The sequence below is a fragment of the Algoriphagus aquimarinus genome, assembly GCF_007997215.1.
GTDB lineage: Bacteria > Bacteroidota > Bacteroidia > Cytophagales > Cyclobacteriaceae > Algoriphagus > Algoriphagus aquimarinus_A.
Genome location: NZ_VORW01000010.1, coordinates 54,303 through 76,427, shown reverse-complemented (window position 1 = coordinate 76,427; position 22,125 = coordinate 54,303). Strand labels below are relative to the sequence as shown.

Genomic DNA, 22,125 nt, shown 5'->3' with positions numbered 1-22,125 from the left:
TCAAAGGGATTTCAGCATGTTTACGTACTTCTTATTGATAGCCTTCCAAGAGTAGTTTTTCCGAGCAAGTTTATACATATCACGGGAGATTGCCTCTCTGTCAAATTCCTCCAAGCGAGATAATTGCTGAAGCAATTCGATTGAATCGTTGAAATAGATCGCTTGATTGAAAGTAGTTTCCCTGTTGTAGTTAACACCAAAAGCTATGATAGGCAGGCCTAGGTACATTGCCTCCACCAAAGATGGATTGGTGCCGCCTGCACTATGACCATGTAGGTAATAGTGACAATTTGATCTTAATACATTCAGCTCTTCACTGGTATAGATTGGATTGTAAAGAATGACATTCTTCTTAGTAGAATACTCCCGATATAGTCGCATTCCATAATCACTGGAATTCCAGTTGCCAACAATTACATAAGGAATATCCAGTTCATTCTCTGAAAAAACCCTCAGTTGCATTTCAATATTATTTTCCGGTTCAATTCTACAAACTGTGAAAATATAAGGCTTATGTATAAAAGAGTATTTCTTTTGGTATAAGGCAGGATCTACATTAGTGACATGGTTGGCACCATAGGCTATCAAATGAGAATCTTTGCCATATTCCTCCTGCACGTAATCATATATGTGCTTATTGTCAGAAATAATGGCGTCCGAATACTTCACTGCTATAGATTCCGAAAACTTTAAAAATCGTTTTGCAAAAGCACCCCATTTATCACGCTTCCATTCCAGACCGTCAATGTGAGTAATAACCTTGGCGCGGGTAAACGGTTTAATAAAAGGAATAGTAATGGCGCCCGAAACACCCAAGATCAAAATATAGTCAAATCCCTTAATGGACTTCCAGAGCGAGACGGAATCATAGATTACGCTTTGAACGCCGTTGGCTTTCAAATTCAAGTATTTTAGCTTCGCCCCTTTATAGGTTTCCACTTTATCGGGATAGCTTTGACTTTGACAATAGATAGTGATATCATAAAATTTGGGAAGCAGATCCAGCAGATATTCTACTAATGTCTCAAAACCTCCGTAGTTAGCAGGAACGCCCACAATACCTACAATCGCAAGTTTTTTCTTAATCATTCAAATAATTCTTCATGGTACTCACCATATTTAACCTGTCCTTTTCAATATTTAAGAGAAAGTAACGGGTGTATGAGGTTAAGAGTTCTTTAGTTTTAGCCGAATTCGCTTTGGTATCTACTTTTTGCACTTCTTCCAAGGCGTCTTTCAAAATCAAGTATCTTAAAGAAAGCTGCCCTTCCGGATACACAAAATGACTATCTCCTGAAGGTAAATCCGAAAATATGGCTGATTTCATTATTTGCGGAGACCACAGGTTAAACGCCCAACGCAACATACCATCGTATCCTTTAGCTCTAGAAAGCATAACCAAAAAGTAAATATCGTCATAATTTGATGCCATCAACATATTTGGCTGAACTTCATAGCAAGAAGTATAATAAGTGGTCTTAAATCCTTTAGATTTCCTCAGAGCCAGCTTATCCGGATCAAGCACAATATTACTCGAAAGAGAATAGTCATAAACTAATTCTGACAAACCAGGACTGAACCTTCCAGAATACCCAAACTTAAACGCCGGATCTATTTGCTTCACATATTTTACAAGTAAGGCTGTCTTATTAATATCCCGTTCATCTACCCAGAAGACGGTCTTGTCCATCCAGTTTTTAGACTTGAGATAAGAGGAGAAGTCGAGTAAAAATGGCTTCCAGAAATCATTGTAAGCTTCTGTACCTGGTTCAGATTTAAAGGTCTTAACGGCAGCCGATGCTTCGTCACAATAAAAATAAGTAAGGTTCCAGGGGAAAAGATTATGGACAGCTATTTCCTCCGAAATACCTTTGGAGGCAGCGAGTTCCACGTACTTCTCAAATGTGGAATAATCATAGGAATAACTTCCGTCCACCTTTTTACGCACCTGAATCATCATTTCCTCCACTGGCTTGATCTTCGTATTGTAGAGATCGTAAAATACTGAGGTGGTCACCACAGTTTGATTGAAGCCTTTCAGTTGCTCAAACATGAGAGCTATCTGCTCCCAATGCTCTTCAGAATAGGGTTTCAAATCATAATAGGTAGAAATCGATAGTGGAAATTGCCAGAAATCCATGTCGTAATCTAGTTCAGCAAAGTCTGGCAACTTACGAGCGATGACATCAATGGTTGCTTCTATTTCCCGAGAACTTCCGTTTTGTTCAAATGTCAGACTCAAGGAATATTTCCCAGGCTTAAGCTTTGCTGGAATACTAATTTTCACCAAACCATAAGTACTTGAACTCTCCACTTTAAAGGAATTTCCTACTATGGACTCTGCACGATCCGGAAACATTTGCTTGACAAAGGTTCCGTTCTTTTTGGTAATACCGCAGTTACCAGCAGAAATATCTCCCTCTACCAAGTGTAACTGAAATACCTCCGCCTTGACGTTTTTCTCTTTTATCTTCAATTGAAAATCCAGGCCTTTAGTGGAATCTGTATTGACCAAAAATGGCAAGATCAGCGTTTCATTTCTCCAGGCTTTAAATTCACTTTTATTCGGGAGTTCAGACCCAAAATCTTCAAATGCTGTAAAATAAGCACTCTGCTGAGCTTGGGCTTGATAGCCCAAAAATATCCAAATAATAAAGAGTAAAGTGGTTTTCTTCACTGGTGTAGCAGTTTAGCTATTTTCGTTGAAAAAACTTCCCGAGAAAAATCTGACCTCTTTTGTATGGTGCCTTTACTTAATCTCTCCCAATATTCCGGTTGATTTACCATCATATTTATTTCCTCGGCGATCAAGTCCAACTCTTTATAATTGATTTGAAAACCATTCACTCCTGGGTCCACTAATTCTGTAATCCCTCCTACAGTTGGAACGATGGCTGGCAGTTCATAGTACATTCCCTCTAGCACTGTCATCCCAAAGGTCTCAACCCATTTGTCCGGATGGGCAAGGTTTAAGATCAGTGAAGCTTTACTATAGAAAGCATGCACATCCTTGGTAACTGGGTAAATCTGAATATTTGAAGGCAGGGATTCCTTAGTAAGAAATTGATCCACCTCTCTTTTTTCATCACTGAGCACTAAGGTGAAAATCACTTTAGGGACTCTCCTTGCAAGTTCAATAAACTCACTTAAGCCCTTGTACGGGCGTAGAGAAGCGAGCATCAATACCTCAAAAGCTTGAGAAGGCTTTACAAATCCTTTTGATTTCATCTCAAATTCGCTGGTGACACAATTATAAATCACCCTGATGTTTGCGCCTTCCAAGTTGGGGTTTGTTTTTAGAAACTTAGAAACGACAATTACCTCAGTAGAAAATGTACGAACTACCCAAAACAAGAAATTGCTCAGAAGTTTGGGACTAATCTCATACTCATGAACGTGGGTAATTACTCTTTTCCCAAGTAGTCTTCCCATTAATATTGCACCAAAGGGAAGAATGGTATTCACATAATAGATTTCATCTTTCCTGTTTTCAAACAACAACTTTATTGCTAATAAAAACTGGCTAAAAAAGAAGGAAAAGAGGGTAAGGATTCTGTGTTCTGATCTCTTGTAGAAGTTGTTATTGCTTTTAAATCCTGACAAAAATCCTTCAGTGCTGCTAGTATAAAGCTTTACCTGATCGCCATTGTCTTGCGCAGTACTAATCACGCTCGACAAGATCTGAGGGCTACCCGTATAATTATTCAGCAGGTGAAAAAATGCGATCCTTTGAGGCACTCGTGGTTTTTGAATTTAAAATTATAAGAAAGACACTGATCATCAGGTAAAGTGTAGTGGCATAAAACTCATGTGTGAACTGCTGTGCAATGATGAAAATGTAGAAAAACATAGCCGCATAAAAGACTTTGTCACGCATGAAAAACATAACTGACATGATCATCACAGCCACCAAATAGGCTAAATAACCTATAAATCCATAGGTATAAAGAAGCATAGAAGTCCCATTTTCTATATAACCGGTACGGTACATAGTCGTTCGGGCGATCACATCATCCACCATATTATTGCCATGGCCAATGAGGTACTCTTTCCAGCCTGACTGCTCAAAGAATGATATCCTAAAAGCCTGAAGCAGGTCGGCGCGGGAGTTTAAGGTATTCACGTTGAATACTAGTTTATTGATAAACTCGAAATAATAGATGTAAAACAGCGCGGCAAACACCACTGTCAGAATGAATATTTTTCTATGCTTGAAAAAAAGTATGAGGTAGAAAATGACGAAGGTATTTCTATTGAATGTGAGAATCAATCCCAAAATAGCCACCCAAAAAGCCAGGGATTCTAACTTGCCTGTTTCCCCTTTTTCCTTTTTCCAATAGTAAATCAAAAACCAGCTGATCAACAAAGTACCGTAAGACTGAACTGTGGTAGTGAATCCTTTAGCAGCATGAAGGAAAGGTAATCCCTTGTCGTACATAGGATGAACGTGGGAGTTAAGCCCTATCAAGTAACTACTGAACACAAACAGAATCCCGACACAAATATGTACAAACAGGCCCCAGTATAGGATATCCAGAAACTCTTCCTCTTCCGCCGCCAGTCCAGCAAAAAACAGCCCCAGGACTGGAAAAAAGATGATTAATGAGGAATCTGGTAGATTTAACAAATACGGCAGCAAGAAATAAGATGCCAGGCCAATAATCGGAAAAAGCAATCTAGCCGAAAAAGTTTTACTTAGAAAAACCTGATGGAATAGCAGCAAGGCTATCACGCCTAACATCGCAGCTTTATCCAAAGGCAAACTGATCAACTTGGAACAGGAGATCAGAAAAACAAATAGGATCAAACTAGTTTTGCCTATCGCTCGAGTCGATTGAATTACCAATGGCGAGTTAATCACCCAATACCTCCCTGATTTGCTGCAACTGACTAAACCGTGAATACTTAGCGATTTTAGACTTGGAAATCTCTTTTAATTCTTCAATTTTTCCGGTGCTGTAAAGGCCTCTAATTTGTTGAATTTGTTCAAAGCACTCTTCAGCTGAATTTGCGGGAAAGCCTAATCCAGCTTCAGCTAGCATTTTCGCCATTATATCTCCATCGGAGGGACAAAGAACTACAGGTTTGCCCAAAGCCATATATTCATATAGCTTACTGCTTGGTATGCCCTTCATGCTTCCATAAGCCATCGCCAAAAATGCATGGGACTTTTGAAGTTCCACTAAGGCATCTTCCCTAGGTAAGCGATCCGTAACTTCTACATATGGCTTCAGCTCCATAGGAACCATTTCTTCTATTCTTCTTCTCTCCTTCACATCATATCCTGCACCGAGAAATAAAAGGCGAAAAGGTACATCGGCATTTTTGGCTAGCTGTAGTGCTCCAAGTATGGTGGATAAATCCTGAGAAGGATAAAGTACGCCACTATAGATGACGGTAAACTCTTGGAATAAGGGCTGGGATTTGAGCGTGAGCAACTCTTCTTCAAAACCATTTTCAATGGTATACCCTTTTTTATCGAGAAATCTGGCTATTCGATCAGTATAAACCTGACTTACAGAGATTAGTGCATCGGCAGTTCCAACCCATTGCTTCTCATAGTCAGACTCTACTTGTGCGATCCATTTTCGCACTACTCCCCCAGACTTTTCCATCTGAAGTTCGTTGGTACTCCAATCGTCTCTATAATCTGCTATCCAATTTAATTCGAAGTCCTTTTTCAGGGAGTATCCAATTCTAAATAAATAAAAAGGTTCTCCTGATATAATGGCTGAATGAAAATTATTCTGCTTGAGAAGCTCTTTTATAAAAGGAAGGAAATTGGCGAAAGAGGTGAAATTCAATGTAAAACGTGCTAAGAACACATCTACTAACTTAACCACTAAAAACAGAGGGCGTAAGGCTGATTCCCCAAAAGCTAAGTAAGCTTTATCTAATATTCCTGGTCGAAACGGTAAGTAATAAACCTCATGCGTATCAAACACTTCATGACGTACCTTAACGCCAAGTGGGCGTTTGGTGTCTTGATGGGATCGGGTTTCGGATGTCCAGTCTCTAGTAATGACCGTCGGGAAATATCCAAGACGATGCATGTTTCGAGCCCAAAAAGTAATACGCTGAGAAGGAGTCAGCGTACATGGCGTAAAGTAATTGGAGATCAGAAGTATTTTCTTCATTCCGTAGGGAATGACCTGGTGAAGGCCTGTGTATTTAAATGTGCGATCAACATTTGATGATTTTGCTCCGCCGAATAGTTCTGGAACCAAAACTGCCTAACTCCATTTCTGAAATCTTCATTTCTGGTTTTTCCACTTAGTAGAAATTGATCCAAACGAGAAGCTATTTCTTTAGAGGATAATCCATCTGGTATAAGTTCACCTGTCTCACTTTTCACTACTTCGGATATACCACCAACGGCATTTGCGAAAACAGGAATCCCAAATGAAATAGCTTCCATCATTGATACTGGAATACCTTCGGAGGAACTTAAATTAATTAGTAGATCTATGGGTTGGTTAGCATAAAAGGATTGGACCTCTTCATTTTTCACTTTACCCTTCCATTTAATTTCCAGATCGTTTCTAAGTTTTGGGAGGCTATTATTCATAGCTGAAATAGCTGAATCTTCTCCGCCAAAGTGAGTCCAGCAAATAGGAACACGGCAGTTATTCAACACCTCGGCGATGAGATTAACTCTTTTAAGAGGAATTAAACTAGAACAGGAAACAATTTGAAAAGCCTGTGGAAAATTTGATTTGGGAGATGTAGCACTATCCTCTACCCCTAATCTGAACACCTTCATTTTCGAAGAGTACTTTGGATAGTGTTTTGAAGCATAGTTATAGCCATGTTCGGAGATGAAAATAAGTGAATCTGCTGCTGCATATACAGTTTCTCTGAAAGCTACCCCACCCGATGGCTGACGCTCATTATAGAGGTCACCTCCATGGCTTTTAACAACTAACTTTATTTCCGGAGAATCTTTTTTTAATAAAGAAGAAGCGAATGCATTAGTGTCCATCCAATAAGAATAAAGGACAAACTCTCCAGCTGATTCGAGTTCTTTAGAAATTACTGACTTGATCTGAAGGGCAAATGGAATATGATAGAAGTAATACTTCAATAGCTTTAGATTCCACCCAGATTTATTCAGCTCGGAGCCGAGTAAGCTAAGCGTTTGAAAAAATCTACTTATAAAAGCTGTAGCAATTCCTTTGGCTGATTCAGGGTTTTTCACAATCCTGATTTGTGTGTTTTTCCCGGTAGGTCTTGGGTGCGAGAAATCTCTCACCGCTGTGGGTATGATTATTACACGATCAAAAGCTTGTTCCAGGTGAGTAAGCTCAGTGGCTAGAAATTCCTCTCCGGATTCAAAAGGGTATTTTTGGGTCAAAAGGACTAGGGTTCTAAGCTGACTCAATCCTCTACTTCTTTTAAGATTTCCTTAATTTTTACAGAAAAATCCAAATTCTCGCAGGCATATTTCCTGATTTCAGTTGGTGTGAATGCTAAGTATTTTGAATCAAAACTTCTGAAAAAATCAGTGAGATCAGAAAGGTTTTCCCGATTAGGTAGCTGTACTCTAAACCTAGTGTTTTTTGGAAAATCAGGATCATCACCTACAACCATGAAGGGTATTCCAACAGCGCAATATTCTCTAGACTTTAGTTCGGAAGCTGATTTCAATTTCTTACGGAATAGAGCCAAAGAACCTACAGCCATATGAGCAGACTGATATTCTCTATAGAGATCTTCACCTTCAAGGAAACCAGAAAAACTAATGTATTGCTGTACATCTAAGGCTTCTGTCAACTCTTGCAAGCTGGATAAAGAGGCTCCATTACCTATAATTTTCAAATGAACTTTCAAGCCATTGCCCTCCGAATTGAAAGTGGCGATAGCTTGGATCAATCTATCTACTCCATGCCAGTAATTCAGAGAGGCTACACAAACCAACCTCAAGCAAGAACCGTCAAAAACAGGTACCTGCGTTCTCTCAGGTACTGAAGCTACTTGAATTCCATTTCCTATGTGGGAAGTTTTTGACTTGTTTCCAATGGAGAACCATGCACCTTCTTCGGCATATTGCAAAATCTTGGAAACGAACCAAAAAGGCACCGGCCCAGATAAGATGAGATATGCTAGATCTTTTACTTTCCTTTTCCAACCAGTGTTCGCATCTGCCAATTCACTGACAGCGACTGTATTTGGCGTAGGCACATCAAGGATTATCTTTTTCCCTTGGGCTTTGGCTCGGCGAAAGGCTGGAATTAAATAAAAATTATACTGACAGAGACTTCTGACAATTAAGATATCCGCATCAGAATTATCTATTTCCTCAACAAACTTCTCTAGAAATCCTGGTTTAGTATCCAGCAGTTTTAAGCTGGCCGAATATCCTGCTTGCTCTGCTCCTGCCACCGTGCCCAAAATCTTTTTGAACACCCCAGGACTATGACGCTGATCCAAGGATGCTAAGTATACTATTTTTTTTATTTGGTTAACTGTAGTCATTGGAAAGACAAGCTTTTGAAAAATTTTAGGTTTTACTGAATCGATTGCTCACTAATCGCTTCAAAAACAAAAACTCCCGCTTAAAAATCAAAATCGAAATCAGCACAAAGAAACCAAAGGTACCGATCTTAATCAGCACCGCTTGGATCACAGAGGTATCGCTAGACAAGTAATACCCAAGAAATGCTACCAGAAATAATAGAACCATAAATCCAAAAGCTCTTATAAAATCATAAGGAATGGGATAAGATTTCTGCGAGAAATAAAACACAAAAACAGGTGTTAGAAACTGAGAAATGCAAACGGCAAGAGCTGCTCCATAAACCCCATACAAGGGAATTAGATAAATATTAAGCAAGACAAGAATGACTGAGGAAACCGAGTAAACAATCCCAAGTGGAGCTGTATTTTTGCTTATCGCTGATCCCAAATCCGCGATATTGGTAAGACCAGCAAATAAGCTGCTAAAGACCAAAATACTGGCAATCGTGGCAGCTCCATAATAAGCCGGTGTGGCAATGATCATCAGTGCCTCCAGAGAAAACAAAGAAGCCAGCAAGGTAAGTGATCCTATCAGTAAGAGATAAGCTAGAAGTATTTTTCCATAAGTTTCCTTGGCATTTTCCTGATGAATTATGGAGAAAGCAAAAGGTGACCAAGCTTGCTGGAAAGCATTTACGACAATACCGCTGAATCCAGCGATGGCGAATGCTATCTGAAATAGTCCTAAATCTTCATCGGATACCTTTCCATTTAAGAAGAAAACTGCTGATAGATTGATCATCCATATGGACAGACTAGCCGGAAGAAAAGGCAGGCTGTACTTGATCATTTTTCCCAGCAGGCGGAAATCCGAAAGCTTAATTTTCTGCAGCCAGCGTTTCAGGTAGTACATGGATAAGGGAACCATTAGCAGGAATGCTACTAATCTGGCGGTGAAGGCACCTTTTAATCCCTGATCTAGAATTAGGACAAAAACCACATTGGCAACTATCAAAAATAAGGCTTGCAAAAAAGTAAGCAGAACCGTGCTCTTAGGCTTCTTCTCAAATCTTAGCACTTTGGTAGCTACCACTGTAGCTACGGAGACAGGAAGAGAAAATGCCAAAACTTGAATGTATTCTATGGATTCCTCGGCATTATAGGTGATAAATTGAGACCAATAAGGAGCTGTAAAAAAGAAAAACCCTGCGAAAACGACTGATATCAATAAATAAAACCAAAACCAGGTACTTATGATCTTTTTCCTGTAGTCATAGTCTTCAGTATCGTAAAACCAGCGTGCAGTGGAATTGTCTAAGCTTAAGATTAATAACAAGGCGATCAGAGAATAGGCATTATTCACTAAGCCAAAAACCCCATAATCCTCAGGAGAATACACTCTAGTATAGAGCGGTGTCAGCACCACTCCCATTACTCGAGTGGCAATTCCAGCAAGTCCATAGATCATGCTGTCTGAAGCCAAATTTTTGATGTTTTTGACTACCGTCATCAGGCGATGTAGAGATCACGGTAATAATCCCGGATCTTTTCTTCCTTAAAAAGCAAGCTGATTATTGCTCGATTGTTATCTACATCTTCGGCTGATAGAGGATTGAGCAAGTCATCCTGTGTCATCTTACTGTAATCAAAAACTTTGATATTATGGCTTGTCAATTCTATGTAAACTGGATTTTCGGGGTTTAAAAAAACTTTCACACCCATAAAAATAAGTCCTAAAATATTACCGAAAGCCTGCTGTATTTTATGGTTGAAAATAGCAACAGAAGCTTCCGCTAGTTTTTGGTAATAGAATTCGCGAGGGATAAAATCTTCCAGGGTTTCGAATTTATCTTCAAAATACTCTTCGCCCATAGACTTTACCGCTTCTATATAAGTGGGGTTGCCGTAGGATAAAGGACTCAGAATGGTCATCTCGTTTGAAGGCAAAAGATGATGTATTTGATGATATACATCCAAGTGGTTGTTTTCAGGAGAACCAGAATGGCCTACCATTATTTTGTCACCTAAAACGGGTTTGTTTTTCAGATATTCTTCCGAAAACATCTCCTCCAAAGACAAGAAAGCAAATCGAATCCACTTGGCTTTTAAACCTAAAACCGATTCCGCTTCCATTACATCCTTTTCGAAAATGGTAGCTACAAAATCAAATTTGGAAAATGACTTCTCAAAACTGTACTTGTTAGGCTTTCCTAAAGCTTGTAAAATTCGATGATGCACCGATTTACCCCAAGTCTCAACCATCTTCTCAGGTGGCAGCACGGCCATGGTACGACTGGTATATGCTTTTGACAGAAAACTCGGATGCTTATATAAATCTCCACTCCAAATAATCCAAATCAGTTTAGCATGACTTAGTTCGGACTGACGTCGCATTAAAAAATGGCCTATGAAAGGTGTGTGGTAATTAACGATGATACGTTTGAAATCACTTAATTCAGAGACAATAGGGCTGTTTTCCAAATCCCCATTTTCCACTACCAAAATTTCTGAATTAGTGAATCTAGTAGGCTTGGAAATATCTTCTACTACAACCAAATATTTATTAAGGCCTGAAAATAAATCTTCTGATCTATTAATTATCCATTCGGTATAGGGGGAGTCTGGAAGAAATACGAGATTCTCAGTTCTCATATTCAGCCAAAATATCGAGTAAAGTCTGGCTTATTTGATCAACCTGCTCCACAGTCAGTTCAATGAAAAATGGCAATCTGATTAGCCTATCAGAATATAGATCGGAGAATGCTAAATCTCTACCGTCATGACAATTATGGAAATACTCACTTTTGTGCAAGCTGAGGTAATGAAACACCGCAAGAATACCAGATTCCTTCATCCTTTTGAGAATGAAGTCTCGCTGTCTACCATCTTTTGTAATGATGTAATACATATGCGCATTGTTGTCCGCATAGCTAGGAATCTTCGGGCACTGTACCCCAAATGATTCCAGTTTTTGACTAAAATGAGCATTGTACCTATTCCAGATTAGAATACGCTTAAGCTGAATCTCTGATAAATGCTCAAGTTGTGCCCAAAGGAAAGCAGCAGTAATCTCTGATGGCAAAAAGGAAGAACCGATGTCTACCCAGCCATACTTATTTATTTCACCTCTAAAAAAAGATGCTCTATTCGTTCCTTTTTCCCAGATAATCTCGGCTCGATGGACAAATTGTTCATCGTTGATAGCCAGCAGACCACCTTCTCCGGATGAGATATTCTTTGTTTCATGAAAAGAAAAAGTAGCTAAGTGACCGATCGATCCAAGTGGTAATTTCTTTCCACTTCTGGAGGTATAATAAGAATCTACAGCTTGCGCGGCATCTTCGATGACAAATAAATTGTGCTCCGACGCCAAATCCATGATCATATCCATATCGCAAGCAACTCCAGCATAATGTACTGGAACGATTGCTTTTGTTTTATCGGTGATAAGAGACTTTAGGCTCTCTTCATCTACACCTGGATGATCAGATCTACTATCAGCAAACACAATTTTAGCTCCTCTGAGCACGAAAGCATTTGCAGTAGACACAAAAGTGTAACTAGGAATAATTACTTCATCGCCTGGTTCTATTCCTATAAGAATAGCCGCCATCTCCAATGCATCAGTACAAGAAGTGGTCAGCAATGTTTTTTTGATCTGATACTTTTCCTCAAAAAAAGTTTGCGCCAGTCGAGTATATTTCCCATTTCCTGAGAGTTTACCTGATGCTACAGCATCTTCAATATAAGCCAGTTCCTTCCCTGTTATATATGGCTTGTTAAATGGAATCATTAAATATTCGAGGAATTAAAACTGTTATTTGGAATTAAATAATTTTAAAAGCTATCAAAGATTTTCAACTTTCTTTGATTTTAAAACACCTCTTTTTTAGGTGGTCAAAAAGGGATGTTTTGTCAAAGGGCTTTTTGCCAAAGGGTGATAATCTCCTTTTAGACCAATAGGCTCCATATGCCTGATATCGTGAACTATCTCAATGCTTGGTCTTGCTTCTTCTAAACCAAAGCCATGACCATCGAGAATATGCTGGTAACTATGCGTATGTAATTCGGTAAAGCCATCTGAGAACTCTATCTCATTTCCTTCCATAGTTAGTGAGCGATAAGTTCTACCCCCTTTTGCCTTTACAGCATCTGGTAAAGTATCGGCGTTGATGCTCAAGAACCAGCGGACCCGAGCTTTCTCCAATTCAAAATATCCAGAAGCCCTATCATGCGTATGCACGTGCACCACATTTTTCTTTACCGCTCCAAAAACCCAGGTAAGCATATCATAAAAGTGAACTCCAATATTTGTAGCTATTCCTCCAGACTTACTCACATCGCCTTTCCAGGACGTAAAATACCAATGTCCTCTAGAAGTAATATAAGCAAGATCTATGTCATAAATCTTATCCTTTGGACCTTCTTCTATTTTCTTCTTTAGCGCTACGATAGAAGGGTGAAGCCTAAGTTGAAGAATATTATAAACACGAGTTCCATGTTCTTTTTCTACTTCCGAAAGCGCATCAATATTCCAGGGATTTAATACCAAAGGCTTTTCGCAAATCACATCTGCTCCTACCCTCAGTCCAAAGCGAATATGAGAATCATGTAGGTAATTTGGCGAGCAAATGCTTACATAATCAATTGGCTTCTTGGTACGCTTTAACTTCTCTACATGTCTATCAAAGCGTTCAAATTCAGTGAAAAAATCAGCTTCTGGAAAATGGCTATCCATCACTCCGACGCTATCAAATTTATCATAAGCTGCTAATAATACATTTCCTGTATCCTTTACAGCTTTCATATGTCTCGGGGCTATATACCCCGCCGCACCTATCAAGGCAAAATTCTTCATACTCACAGCTTTGTTACTTCATTATTATTGAGCAAATATCGGTCTCCAGTTTCCTTGCATTCGGCCTGACCTTGCTCATCAAATTCTAATCTACTTCCAAATTCACTCATCCACCCCATTTGCCTGGCTGGATTACCTACCATCAATGCATAGGCAGGTACATTCTTGGTAATCACTGAACCTGCGCCAATAAACGCGAAAGGGCCAATATCATGTCCGCAGACTATAGTTGCATTAGCTCCGATACTGGCACCATTTCCTACATTAGTCTTGGCATATTCAGACTTGCGATTTACGGCACTTCTCGGATTGATCACATTAGTAAATACCATTGAAGGCCCTAAGAACACATCATCACCGCAAGTTACTCCAGTATAAATGGATACGTTATTTTGAACCTTCACATTGTTACCAAGGATTACTTGAGGAGAAACGACTACATTCTGACCTATATTACATCCTTCGCCGATTTTACAATTAGGCATGATATGTGAAAAATGCCAGATCTTGGTTCCAGCTCCGATTTCGCAGCCTTCATCTATGTAGGCACTTTCATGTGCGAAATATTCTTTCATCTGTTTATAATTATTTTAAAGGGTTCTCCCAATAGCTATCGGCAGTAATCTCGCTTGATTGACACTTCCTCCGAAGGGAAGTTAGAGTCATACCTGTCTGCCTCAGGCAGGCTCGATTTCATTCAAAAAAACTTTTAATGGTTTCAATAATATACTCTTGATCATCGGCTATCATCTCTGTATGAATCGGCAGTGAGAGCACCTTTAGACAAAGTGATTCAGAAACAGGAAAATCACCATTTTTGAATCCCAAATCCATATACGCCACCTGTTGATGCAAGGAAAGAGGATAGTAGACCATAGAAGGCACTCCTTTTTCAGCTAAATACGCTTTTAACTCATCCCTACTGACACCTTCAATTTGCACTGTATACTGGTGAAATGCATGGGTAGAATTATGTGCTCGAACTGGGGTTTTGACGTTAGGATGCCCCGCAAAAGCTGCATCATATTTATCTGCCACCTGATTTCTGGAAGCTGAGTATCTATCCAAGTGCTGCAGTTTCACATTCAAAATTGCGGCTTGCACAGTATCTAGACGTGAGTTAACTCCGACTATATGATGATTGTATTTCTTTTTTTGGCCATGATTTGCAATCATCCAAAGTTTCTCTGCTAATTTCTCGTCATTGGTAAACATTGCTCCTCCATCTCCATAACATCCTAGGTTTTTGGATGGGAAAAATGAAGTGGTACCCACATCACCCATAGTTCCTGCCTGACAAGTGCGCCCATCTGAAAACGTGTATTTCGCACCAATTGCCTGTGCTGTATCTTCAATCACTTTCAGATTATGGGTTGCGGCAAAAGCTAAAATCTCTTCCATATTGGAGCATTGACCATAGAGATGAACTGGTACTATCCCAACGGTTTTTGAAGTTAGTTTGGATTCCAATTGACTGATATCAAGCTCATAGGTATCAGCAATCACATCAATAAACACAGGTTTCAATCCCAGTAAGGCGATAACTTCTGCAGTAGCCACATAGGTAAAGGCAGGAACGATTACCTCTTGACCAGGCTGAAAACCCAAACCCATCATGGCAATCTGAAGTGCGTCAGTCCCATTGCCGCAGGTAATTACATACTTCGCTCCAGTATAAGCTGCCAGCGCATTTGAAAACTCTTTTACCTGAGGTCCATTGATAAAAGCAGTAGTATCGATAACTCCTTGAATCGCCTGGTCTACCTCAGCTTTAATTGCAACATATTGGGACTTTAAGTCCACCATTTGTATAGAACGCATACTTGGATTACTTAGTAATTTGGGAAAGCAGGATTCGATAGACAGCATACAATACCCCTACGAAAAAGCCGAGAAACATACTGAAAACAATAATCAAAGGCTTATTTGGTTTACTTGGTCCTAATGGAATACTTGCCTTTTCCATGACCGTAAACACTGGTGTTTCTCTTTTAAGTTGAATAGTCGCCTGTTCCAGCTCCTGCTTCAATGTATTGTAAATATTGAAGGAAATATTAAACTCAAATTGCAATTGCTCTTCCTTCGTCATAGCCCGTCGGGAGATAATTCCTTGGTTGGAATCTCTGAAAGAAGCGAGCTTTAACTGAGATTCCTGAAACTTAACCTGAGCTTCATCAACGCGCTCTTCCACAAACTCAAGATTTATTTTCTGCTTTACAGTCTTGTAATTTGTGACGTATCCAATCAACCTTTCTAACACTAAAGCATTTACTTCGGCAGAGATTTTCGGTTCAGGCATGGATACATTGAGCTCAATCAATTTCATTTGATCTTCAATGGTAATTCTTTCTTTCAGTTGCCTCAAGACATAATTTTCCTGTGATGTCACTGCCACATAACCGAGTTCTACAGCTTCTGAATCACTAGCCTCAACCAGTGCTGGGGCAGGTTCACTGGATGAAAAAACATTAATAATCCGTGCTGGAATACTAAAAATAAAGTCAATGGTTTTCTTCACAATATTACCCGGTCTTTCCTCCGCATAATATTCTTCCAAAGTCATTTTCTTCCCTTTAGATTGAAAAAAGAATTCTTCCTTCATGATATCCAGCATAAAATCCCTGCTATGGATTACATCTGGAAATAATTCAGCACTTAATCTGGTTTGATCTCCCTGCATTTGAGGAATTGATATTCCTGCTAAACCTGCTAAGGCTCCCATTTGTCCAAATTGTCCTGAACTTTCAGACTCTTCAAGGATCACTAAAGAGGAGGAAGTAAATTCTTTGGGGCTGGTAAATGCAATTAAAATCCCCAATAAAAGTCCCGCCAATGTAAATGCAAGCAATCTTCTTTTATAAGAGAAGATTTTCTGGATCAACTCCAGGTAGTTCAGCTCCACTTTTGACTGATCATTTGAAGGCATGAGTAACTTTTATAGGTTTGAAATAAAAAATAAATTTACTTAAAATCATGAAACTGGCTGTGCTGGTATTCCAACTAAAACGCATTGTCTAAAAACTGATCTAGTCACTACTGCTCCAGCTCCTACTATCACCTCATCACCTAATTCAACTCCCGGCAATAGTATTGCTCCGGCTCCGATTCTACATTTAGCGCCTACCTTAGATGCTCCCAACAGTATTGCACCTGGCCCGATTTCACTGAAATCTCCAATTACACATTCATGATGGACATGAGCTCTGGTATTTACTAAAACGCCTAAGCCAATTTTGGTCTCCGGACCAATGAAACTATAAGGCATCGCATCAAAAACTGAAGTTGAATTTTCTGGTTCTTGATAGGAGACGCAATTAATACCATATGCGCTACCGCCTAGGGAGGTCAGCATGTGAAATAACTTTTCTCTAAAGATTGGATTGCCTACTCCAAGTATAAATCTCGGGTCGTGCTTCAATTTGATCTTCAAAACATCCACTTCCACAATCAAGGAGTCTTTGAACAATGAGTCCTGTGCTTTGGACTTATCTTCATCAAAAAAACATATATCAGAGGAAAGAAAACCTAATTCCCTAAGGGCAAAAGCCACCTCTAATCCATGTCCACCGGCACCAGCAATTATCATTAATTTCTATTTGTTAAAACATAGTAATGCCCTTGAGTATAACCCAAGGGCAATAATTATTATTTAGATCCGATTCCGTGAGCTTCAAAACCCAGCGTTTTTAGATATTTTTTATCGTAGATATTTCGTCCATCGAAGATGACTTTGTTTTTCAAAAGTCTACCTACTACATCCCAGCTAGGAATCCTAAATTCAGACCATTCGGTAACTAAAAGTAAGGCATCACAATCCACTAGAGCTTCGTAAGCATCCTTGCAATAAGTAACCTTATCAAAAATGTAATGTTCTCTTGCTTCATCCATTGCTACTGGATCGTATGCTCTCACTGTAGCTCCAGCAGCTCTCAATTCATCAATGATCACTCCAGCAGGAGCCTCACGCATATCATCCGTGTTTGGCTTAAAGCTCAAACCCCACATCGCGAAGGTCATGCCTGTTAAGTCTTCTCCAAAATGCTCTTTGACTTTCTTTGAAAGCACGTATTTCTGATCATCGTTCACTTCCTCCACAGCTTGAAGTACTCTTAGGTCGTAGCCATATTGTTTTGCTGTTTTGATGATCGCTTTTACATCTTTAGGAAAGCAAGAACCTCCATAACCTACGCCAGGATAGATGAATTTATTACCAATCCTTGGATCCGAGCCAATTCCTCTTCTCACCATATTTGCATCAGCACCTACTAGTTCACATAGATTTGCAATATCATTCATGAAAGAAATCTTGGTGGCCAACATGGCATTCGCTGCATATTTAGTCATCTCAGCAGATGGAATATCCATGTAGATGATACGCTCGCCACTTAGTTGAAATGGCTTGTACAAACGCTTCATGATCTCTTCAGCACGTTCATCATCTACACCGATCACAATTCTATCTGGCTTCAAAAAGTCTTCTACTGCTGCACCTTCCTTCAGGAATTCTGGATTTGATGCTACAGCAAATGGCAAATCAGAACCTCTTTTATCCAAAGCTGCCTTGATCGCAGCACGAACTTTCTCTCCAGTCGTCACTGGAACTGTGCTTTTGGTCGCTACGACGATGTAATCAGTCATTTTAGTACCGATCTCATCTGCCACGCCCAATACATATTTCAGATCAGCAGATCCATCTTCACCTGGAGGAGTCCCTACAGCTATAAATGCAACTGAAGCACCTTGGACTGCTTCACCCAAATCCGTACTGAATTTGAGTCTACCACTCTTAAAATTACGAATGACGACCTCTTCGAGACCTGGCTCATAAATAGGCATGATGCCATTTTTAAGGTTTTCTATTTTCTTTTGATCAATGTCAACACAAGTAACTTCGATCCCTACATCAGCAAAACATGCTCCTGACACCAGACCAACATACCCGGTACCTACTACTGCTATTTTCATATCTATTTTAAACTAGAATTAACTAATTACTATTTGCTATTATTCACTATGGTTTGAACTAAAATGGCAACTGTTGCCAGACTCGAGGCTATTCCTATCCAAGTGGCTGGGCCTATTCGACTTCGTGTTGGCTTCTTTGGAACTACAATCTCTGCTCCTGGCTCCAATTCTGGATAGAATCTCAATCCTAAAAAATGATGAGTTCTCTTAGCATCACCATTGGCATAGACTACATAAGTCTTCCCGCGTCGCGCATCTTCAGTGAAGCCACCAGCTTTTGATATGTAATTTCTTAAATTATTTTTTTTGCTATACCTGGCTGTGGTTGGCAATAGCACTTCACCAACCATGCGTACAGTTTGTAATTCTTTTGGTATCTGTATTACATCTCCTTCCAGTAAGAGTAAATCCTCTTCTGAGCCGGGATGGGTCAAAATATACTCTAAATCAATCCCAACAAAATCCTGTTCTTTTAACCGCATAGAAGTGATTGTAGAGTCTTGTCTTAGGGTATCAAAAGCAGGTGAAATTGCAAATAACTTACGTTTTTGCTCAGCTTGCTCTCTTTCAAATTTCTCTAGTTCATATTGAGCTAGCTTTTTGTCTATTCTTTCAAATAAGAGCTCTTCAGCTTCATTAGAATTTCGATTTGTCTCAGTATCCAAATTTGACCGGATATCTTTAAGCGCTTGATTTCTCAACTCTTCCTCGGTTGGGCCTTTGTAATAAACCGTTCTCCTGATCAAACTTGCTCCCTTAGGATAAGCATATTGAGTGACTCCTCCAGCACGTTTGATTACATCTGAAATTCTCTCGTTAGACGCTGCAATCGCAAAATCACCAGGGTATATTACTTCACCTTGAATCGTTATTAATTGTTCTCTTTCAAAGCCTGGACTTCTTCTAATGAATACATGATCAAAAGGTTGAAGAGGTTGATTTCTTTCTTCATCCGTCAATTCCAAGTTGGGATCAATGGATAGAGTCTCTATCTCTGCGATTTTCCCAGAAGTAGCATCTCGTACTCTTCTAGCTATCTCAATAGATGAGTTGGTCGCTGATTGCAACAAGCCTCCTGATCTCAAAATAAGATCTCCAACTGTCATGTCTGAAGCAAAAGGATAAGTACCTGGATAATTGATTTCACCAGAAATCTTTACATAATACTCCTCTTGAATATCATATCTGCTCGGGACAAATAAAAGATCCTCATTTTTCAAGGGCACATCCGGAGAAGTTCCATTTAATATACCTTTCAGGTTAAGCGATTCAGCTGCCAAAGTCAAATCAGAACTAGTTCTGTAAAGAGTAGCTCGGGTAGCAAATGCCTCTGGTTTTAAGCCTTGTGCTTTTTCCACAAGTCCTTTCACCGTCAATCCACTTTCATCTAATGAATATTCGCCTGGCCGTGTGACCGAACCTGTCACTTGAACCCTATTAGAGAATCTATCCAATGCCTCTCCTATTAGTATCTCATCGCCATCTTTTGGAGAAAATGATCCATACTCACCAGAAGGCACATCTACCACCTTTCGCTGGTTGTTTTCAATTCTTCGGACGGTGACTCTGTCTCTATAAGCCATACTGGTAAAACCGCCAGTAAATATTAGCAGGTCTTCTAGAGTCTCGCTAGGTTTTACTTCAAAAAGACCTTCTCTACGTACTGGACCTACGATTTCAATTCGGGTAGAAACTGGGGGTACTATCACTACATCATTGTCCTGAAGTGTGATGTTTGAACTTTGAATGCCTTTGGAGAGAAATTCATAAATATCAACGGTAGCAACTAATCTACTGTCTCGATAGACTTGGACATTTCTAAATGCACCATTTTCATTTGGTCCTCCAGCTGCAAATAGCCCATTAAAAACTGTAGCAAAGGATGGCAAGGTATAGGTTCCAGGTTTGGTCAATTCCCCCACCATAGAAACCTTAATCGAGCGAATATTACCCAAACGTAATTGAATAAAGGTATTTGGGTTGGCCCCATTCATCCCTGAATAAATTCTACCAAGAGCCGTTTTTATCCTTGAAGTAGCAGCTTCTATACTGGATCCTCCTACTTGTATTGGACCAACATTTGGAATAAAAACCCTGCCTTCTGGAGTGACATTCAAATCGTAGGATTGCTGAGAAGCACCGTAAACATCGAGTAATAACTGATCTCCGGACCCTATCACATAAGACATGGGAGTTGCAATATTTAAGCTTGGGTTGAAGTTCAGATCACGGTTGTGAAAGAGTTTAAACCCAAAAATCTTCTTCTGCTTTACTGTCAAATCATAGTAGGGATCTGACCGGCGAATAGAATCAAACATATCCGTTTCCTGGAAGCCATTGATCGTTCTACCGCCAGAGCCATCTTGAGCCCCACTCTGAGGCATAGCTGTCATCTGAAGTTCAGAGATTCTTCTACTCAATTTGGCAGCCTCCAAAGCAGGCATACCTCTCTCACGTGCCAAAGCAGTTAGCTGATTTGTAGTAAGACCATTCGATTCAGCTCTTTTAATCAGTTGTTCGATTTGAGCATCGGACAAATCATCCACTTTGAGATTCTGGATATCTGACAGGCTTTGACTTTGCGCTGCAAAGGCTAGCAATAAAAAAATCACCATTAATAGGTAATTCCTTGAATTAATCAACCAAGTGTATTTTTTCAATTCTATAATTTTCGTGTTCAACTCAATTTTTATACGCGTATCAATTGCTAATTTCTGATTTTTAATCAATTCTCAAACAATTTTACACAGCTTCGCCCTTTCAGTCACAAAAGTGCCTATCACAAAATTCACTAGTAAAAAGGCTCTACCTATGCCCCAATTTCCTTATCAAACAAAATCAGACCGGTAGAAACCATCCTTTCATCAAGCAATGTCAATACCACTTTGCGATCTATCATTTGTTCTATCTTATTTGAAAGGCTCAAAATATAGTCCTCATTAAGGTTATCTCCCGTCACGACTACATCTATTTTGCCTGAATCAATACCCTTAGAAATATCACCGACAAGAACCACTTGATCTACCTCTCCCATTCGCTCGAGAATTTGCTCCAGGAGTTTGTCCAGACCCAAATACTTTCGAATGATATCTTGAATATTGGTAAAAAAGGGGTGCTTTACATTTGCCATGTAGGCAATTTTATTTTTATCAGATTCTTTAACAAGGATTCCAGCACTGGTCAAATTGTTTAACTCTTTGCGAATTGCATTGGTAGATTCCCCAAACTCATCTGCCAATCCTCTCAAATGGCTCTGCGTTTTTGAGTTAACGAAAAACTTAACAAGTAACCTCAACCTTGTCTTTGAGGTAATCAAGGATTCAAGCATAAAAATTCACCCAAATAGTGAGTAACAAAGGTACTCATTGCTTTGGATAGGAAAAATAAAACTCGTGTTTTTGATAAAGAATGACAGCTGTAAACTACTTTCTCTTTATTATCAATACCCTTTGTAGATATTATTAGGCTTTTTTTTCAATAATCTTCTAAACAAACTCCCCGTTAAAGCACTAAATGCCCCGAGAAAAAAACCTAATCCAGCTGTAACGGCTAACAGGACAATATCGGAGCCAAACCCCATTAAATCACCCATTTTTTGAGGTAAATTACTGCCTGAAACTGTGCTGATGTAGAGGCTTTGCCCTAGCCAAGCTATTCCCATACCAAGCCCTCCAGCAAAAAAAGCTCCGGCCCCTTTATTCCCTACCAGTGCTGCAAAAATTGCGATCAAAAGCATCACAGACCAGTAATGCAAAAATGGATTAAACACGATGACGAGCAAAGCGGTGAGAAAGGTGAATAGTATAAATTTCATGTGTCTATAATTTGTCTTTTAATTGTCACAT

At 39.5% G+C, this 22,125-nt stretch carries 19 protein-coding genes; all 19 read right to left on the bottom strand.

What is annotated here, in order from left to right; genetic code table 11:
- Positions 1 to 1,089 (bottom strand): DUF1972 domain-containing protein, encoded by a 1,089-nt coding sequence (locus tag ESV85_RS14505; RefSeq protein WP_146918769.1) that lies wholly within the window; start codon positions 1,087 to 1,089, stop codon positions 1 to 3.
- Complete coding sequence (locus ESV85_RS14500; protein ID WP_146918767.1) at positions 1,082 to 2,677, bottom strand: glycoside hydrolase domain-containing protein; 1,596 nt, start codon at positions 2,675 to 2,677, stop codon at positions 1,082 to 1,084. Before ESV85_RS14500 ends, ESV85_RS14505 begins: the two co-directional genes overlap by 8 nt.
- Positions 2,674 to 3,738 carry a glycosyltransferase family 4 protein gene (locus tag ESV85_RS14495; RefSeq protein ID WP_146918765.1) on the bottom strand — a complete coding sequence of 355 codons (1,065 nt, stop codon included), beginning with the start codon at positions 3,736 to 3,738 and terminating at the stop codon, positions 2,674 to 2,676. Before ESV85_RS14495 ends, ESV85_RS14500 begins: the two co-directional genes overlap by 4 nt.
- Complete coding sequence (locus ESV85_RS14490; RefSeq protein WP_146918763.1) at positions 3,701 to 4,861, bottom strand: hypothetical protein; 1,161 nt, start codon at positions 4,859 to 4,861, stop codon at positions 3,701 to 3,703. Before ESV85_RS14490 ends, ESV85_RS14495 begins: the two co-directional genes overlap by 38 nt.
- Positions 4,854 to 6,137 carry a glycosyltransferase gene (locus tag ESV85_RS14485; RefSeq protein ID WP_146918761.1) on the bottom strand — a complete coding sequence of 428 codons (1,284 nt, stop codon included), beginning with the start codon at positions 6,135 to 6,137 and terminating at the stop codon, positions 4,854 to 4,856. Before ESV85_RS14485 ends, ESV85_RS14490 begins: the two co-directional genes overlap by 8 nt.
- A complete protein-coding gene (locus ESV85_RS14480; RefSeq protein WP_146918759.1) occupies positions 6,134 to 7,354 on the bottom strand; it encodes a glycosyltransferase in 1,221 nt (406 codons plus the stop codon). The genes ESV85_RS14485 and ESV85_RS14480 overlap by 4 nt, the downstream gene beginning before the upstream one ends.
- 23 nt (positions 7,355 to 7,377) lie before the next feature.
- Entirely contained in the window at positions 7,378 to 8,475 is a 1,098-nt protein-coding gene (locus ESV85_RS14475; RefSeq protein ID WP_146918757.1) for a glycosyltransferase, read from the bottom strand.
- Between the two features lie 25 nt (positions 8,476 to 8,500).
- Positions 8,501 to 9,967, bottom strand: coding sequence for a lipopolysaccharide biosynthesis protein (locus ESV85_RS14470; RefSeq protein WP_146918755.1), 1,467 nt, complete (start codon positions 9,965 to 9,967; stop codon positions 8,501 to 8,503).
- On the bottom strand, positions 9,967 to 11,109 hold the full coding sequence (locus ESV85_RS14465) for a TDP-N-acetylfucosamine:lipid II N-acetylfucosaminyltransferase (protein ID WP_146918753.1): 1,143 nt from the start codon (positions 11,107 to 11,109) through the stop codon (positions 9,967 to 9,969). Before ESV85_RS14465 ends, ESV85_RS14470 begins: the two co-directional genes overlap by 1 nt.
- The gene (gene rffA / locus ESV85_RS14460) at positions 11,099 to 12,250 is read right to left on the bottom strand and encodes a dTDP-4-amino-4,6-dideoxygalactose transaminase (protein ID WP_146918751.1); all 1,152 of its coding nucleotides are present in this window, start codon (positions 12,248 to 12,250) and stop codon (positions 11,099 to 11,101) included. The genes ESV85_RS14465 and rffA overlap by 11 nt, the downstream gene beginning before the upstream one ends.
- Positions 12,251 to 12,346: 96 nt before the next feature.
- Positions 12,347 to 13,315, bottom strand: coding sequence for a Gfo/Idh/MocA family protein (locus ESV85_RS14455; protein WP_146918749.1), 969 nt, complete (start codon positions 13,313 to 13,315; stop codon positions 12,347 to 12,349).
- A gap of 2 nt (positions 13,316 to 13,317) precedes the next feature.
- A complete protein-coding gene (locus tag ESV85_RS14450; protein WP_146918747.1) occupies positions 13,318 to 13,890 on the bottom strand; it encodes an acyltransferase in 573 nt (190 codons plus the stop codon).
- A 118-nt stretch (positions 13,891 to 14,008) separates the two neighbouring features.
- Complete coding sequence (locus tag ESV85_RS14445) at positions 14,009 to 15,136, bottom strand: DegT/DnrJ/EryC1/StrS family aminotransferase (protein WP_146918745.1); 1,128 nt, start codon at positions 15,134 to 15,136, stop codon at positions 14,009 to 14,011.
- A 7-nt stretch (positions 15,137 to 15,143) separates the two neighbouring features.
- A complete protein-coding gene (locus ESV85_RS14440; RefSeq protein ID WP_146918743.1) occupies positions 15,144 to 16,241 on the bottom strand; it encodes a GNVR domain-containing protein in 1,098 nt (365 codons plus the stop codon).
- Between the two features lie 45 nt (positions 16,242 to 16,286).
- Entirely contained in the window at positions 16,287 to 16,901 is a 615-nt protein-coding gene (locus ESV85_RS14435; RefSeq protein ID WP_146918741.1) for a DapH/DapD/GlmU-related protein, read from the bottom strand.
- 59 nt (positions 16,902 to 16,960) lie between these two features.
- The gene (locus ESV85_RS14430) at positions 16,961 to 18,280 is read right to left on the bottom strand and encodes a UDP-glucose dehydrogenase family protein (protein ID WP_146918739.1); all 1,320 of its coding nucleotides are present in this window, start codon (positions 18,278 to 18,280) and stop codon (positions 16,961 to 16,963) included.
- A gap of 29 nt (positions 18,281 to 18,309) precedes the next feature.
- Entirely contained in the window at positions 18,310 to 20,895 is a 2,586-nt protein-coding gene (locus tag ESV85_RS14425; RefSeq protein ID WP_146918846.1) for an SLBB domain-containing protein, read from the bottom strand.
- Positions 20,896 to 21,089: 194 nt separating this feature from the next.
- Positions 21,090 to 21,527, bottom strand: coding sequence for an ArsR family transcriptional regulator (locus tag ESV85_RS14420; protein WP_317130792.1), 438 nt, complete (start codon positions 21,525 to 21,527; stop codon positions 21,090 to 21,092).
- A gap of 192 nt (positions 21,528 to 21,719) precedes the next feature.
- Positions 21,720 to 22,094, bottom strand: a complete 375-nt coding sequence (locus ESV85_RS14415) for a hypothetical protein (RefSeq protein ID WP_146918735.1) — start codon at positions 22,092 to 22,094, stop codon at positions 21,720 to 21,722.
- Positions 22,095 to 22,125: the final 31 nt, after the last annotated feature.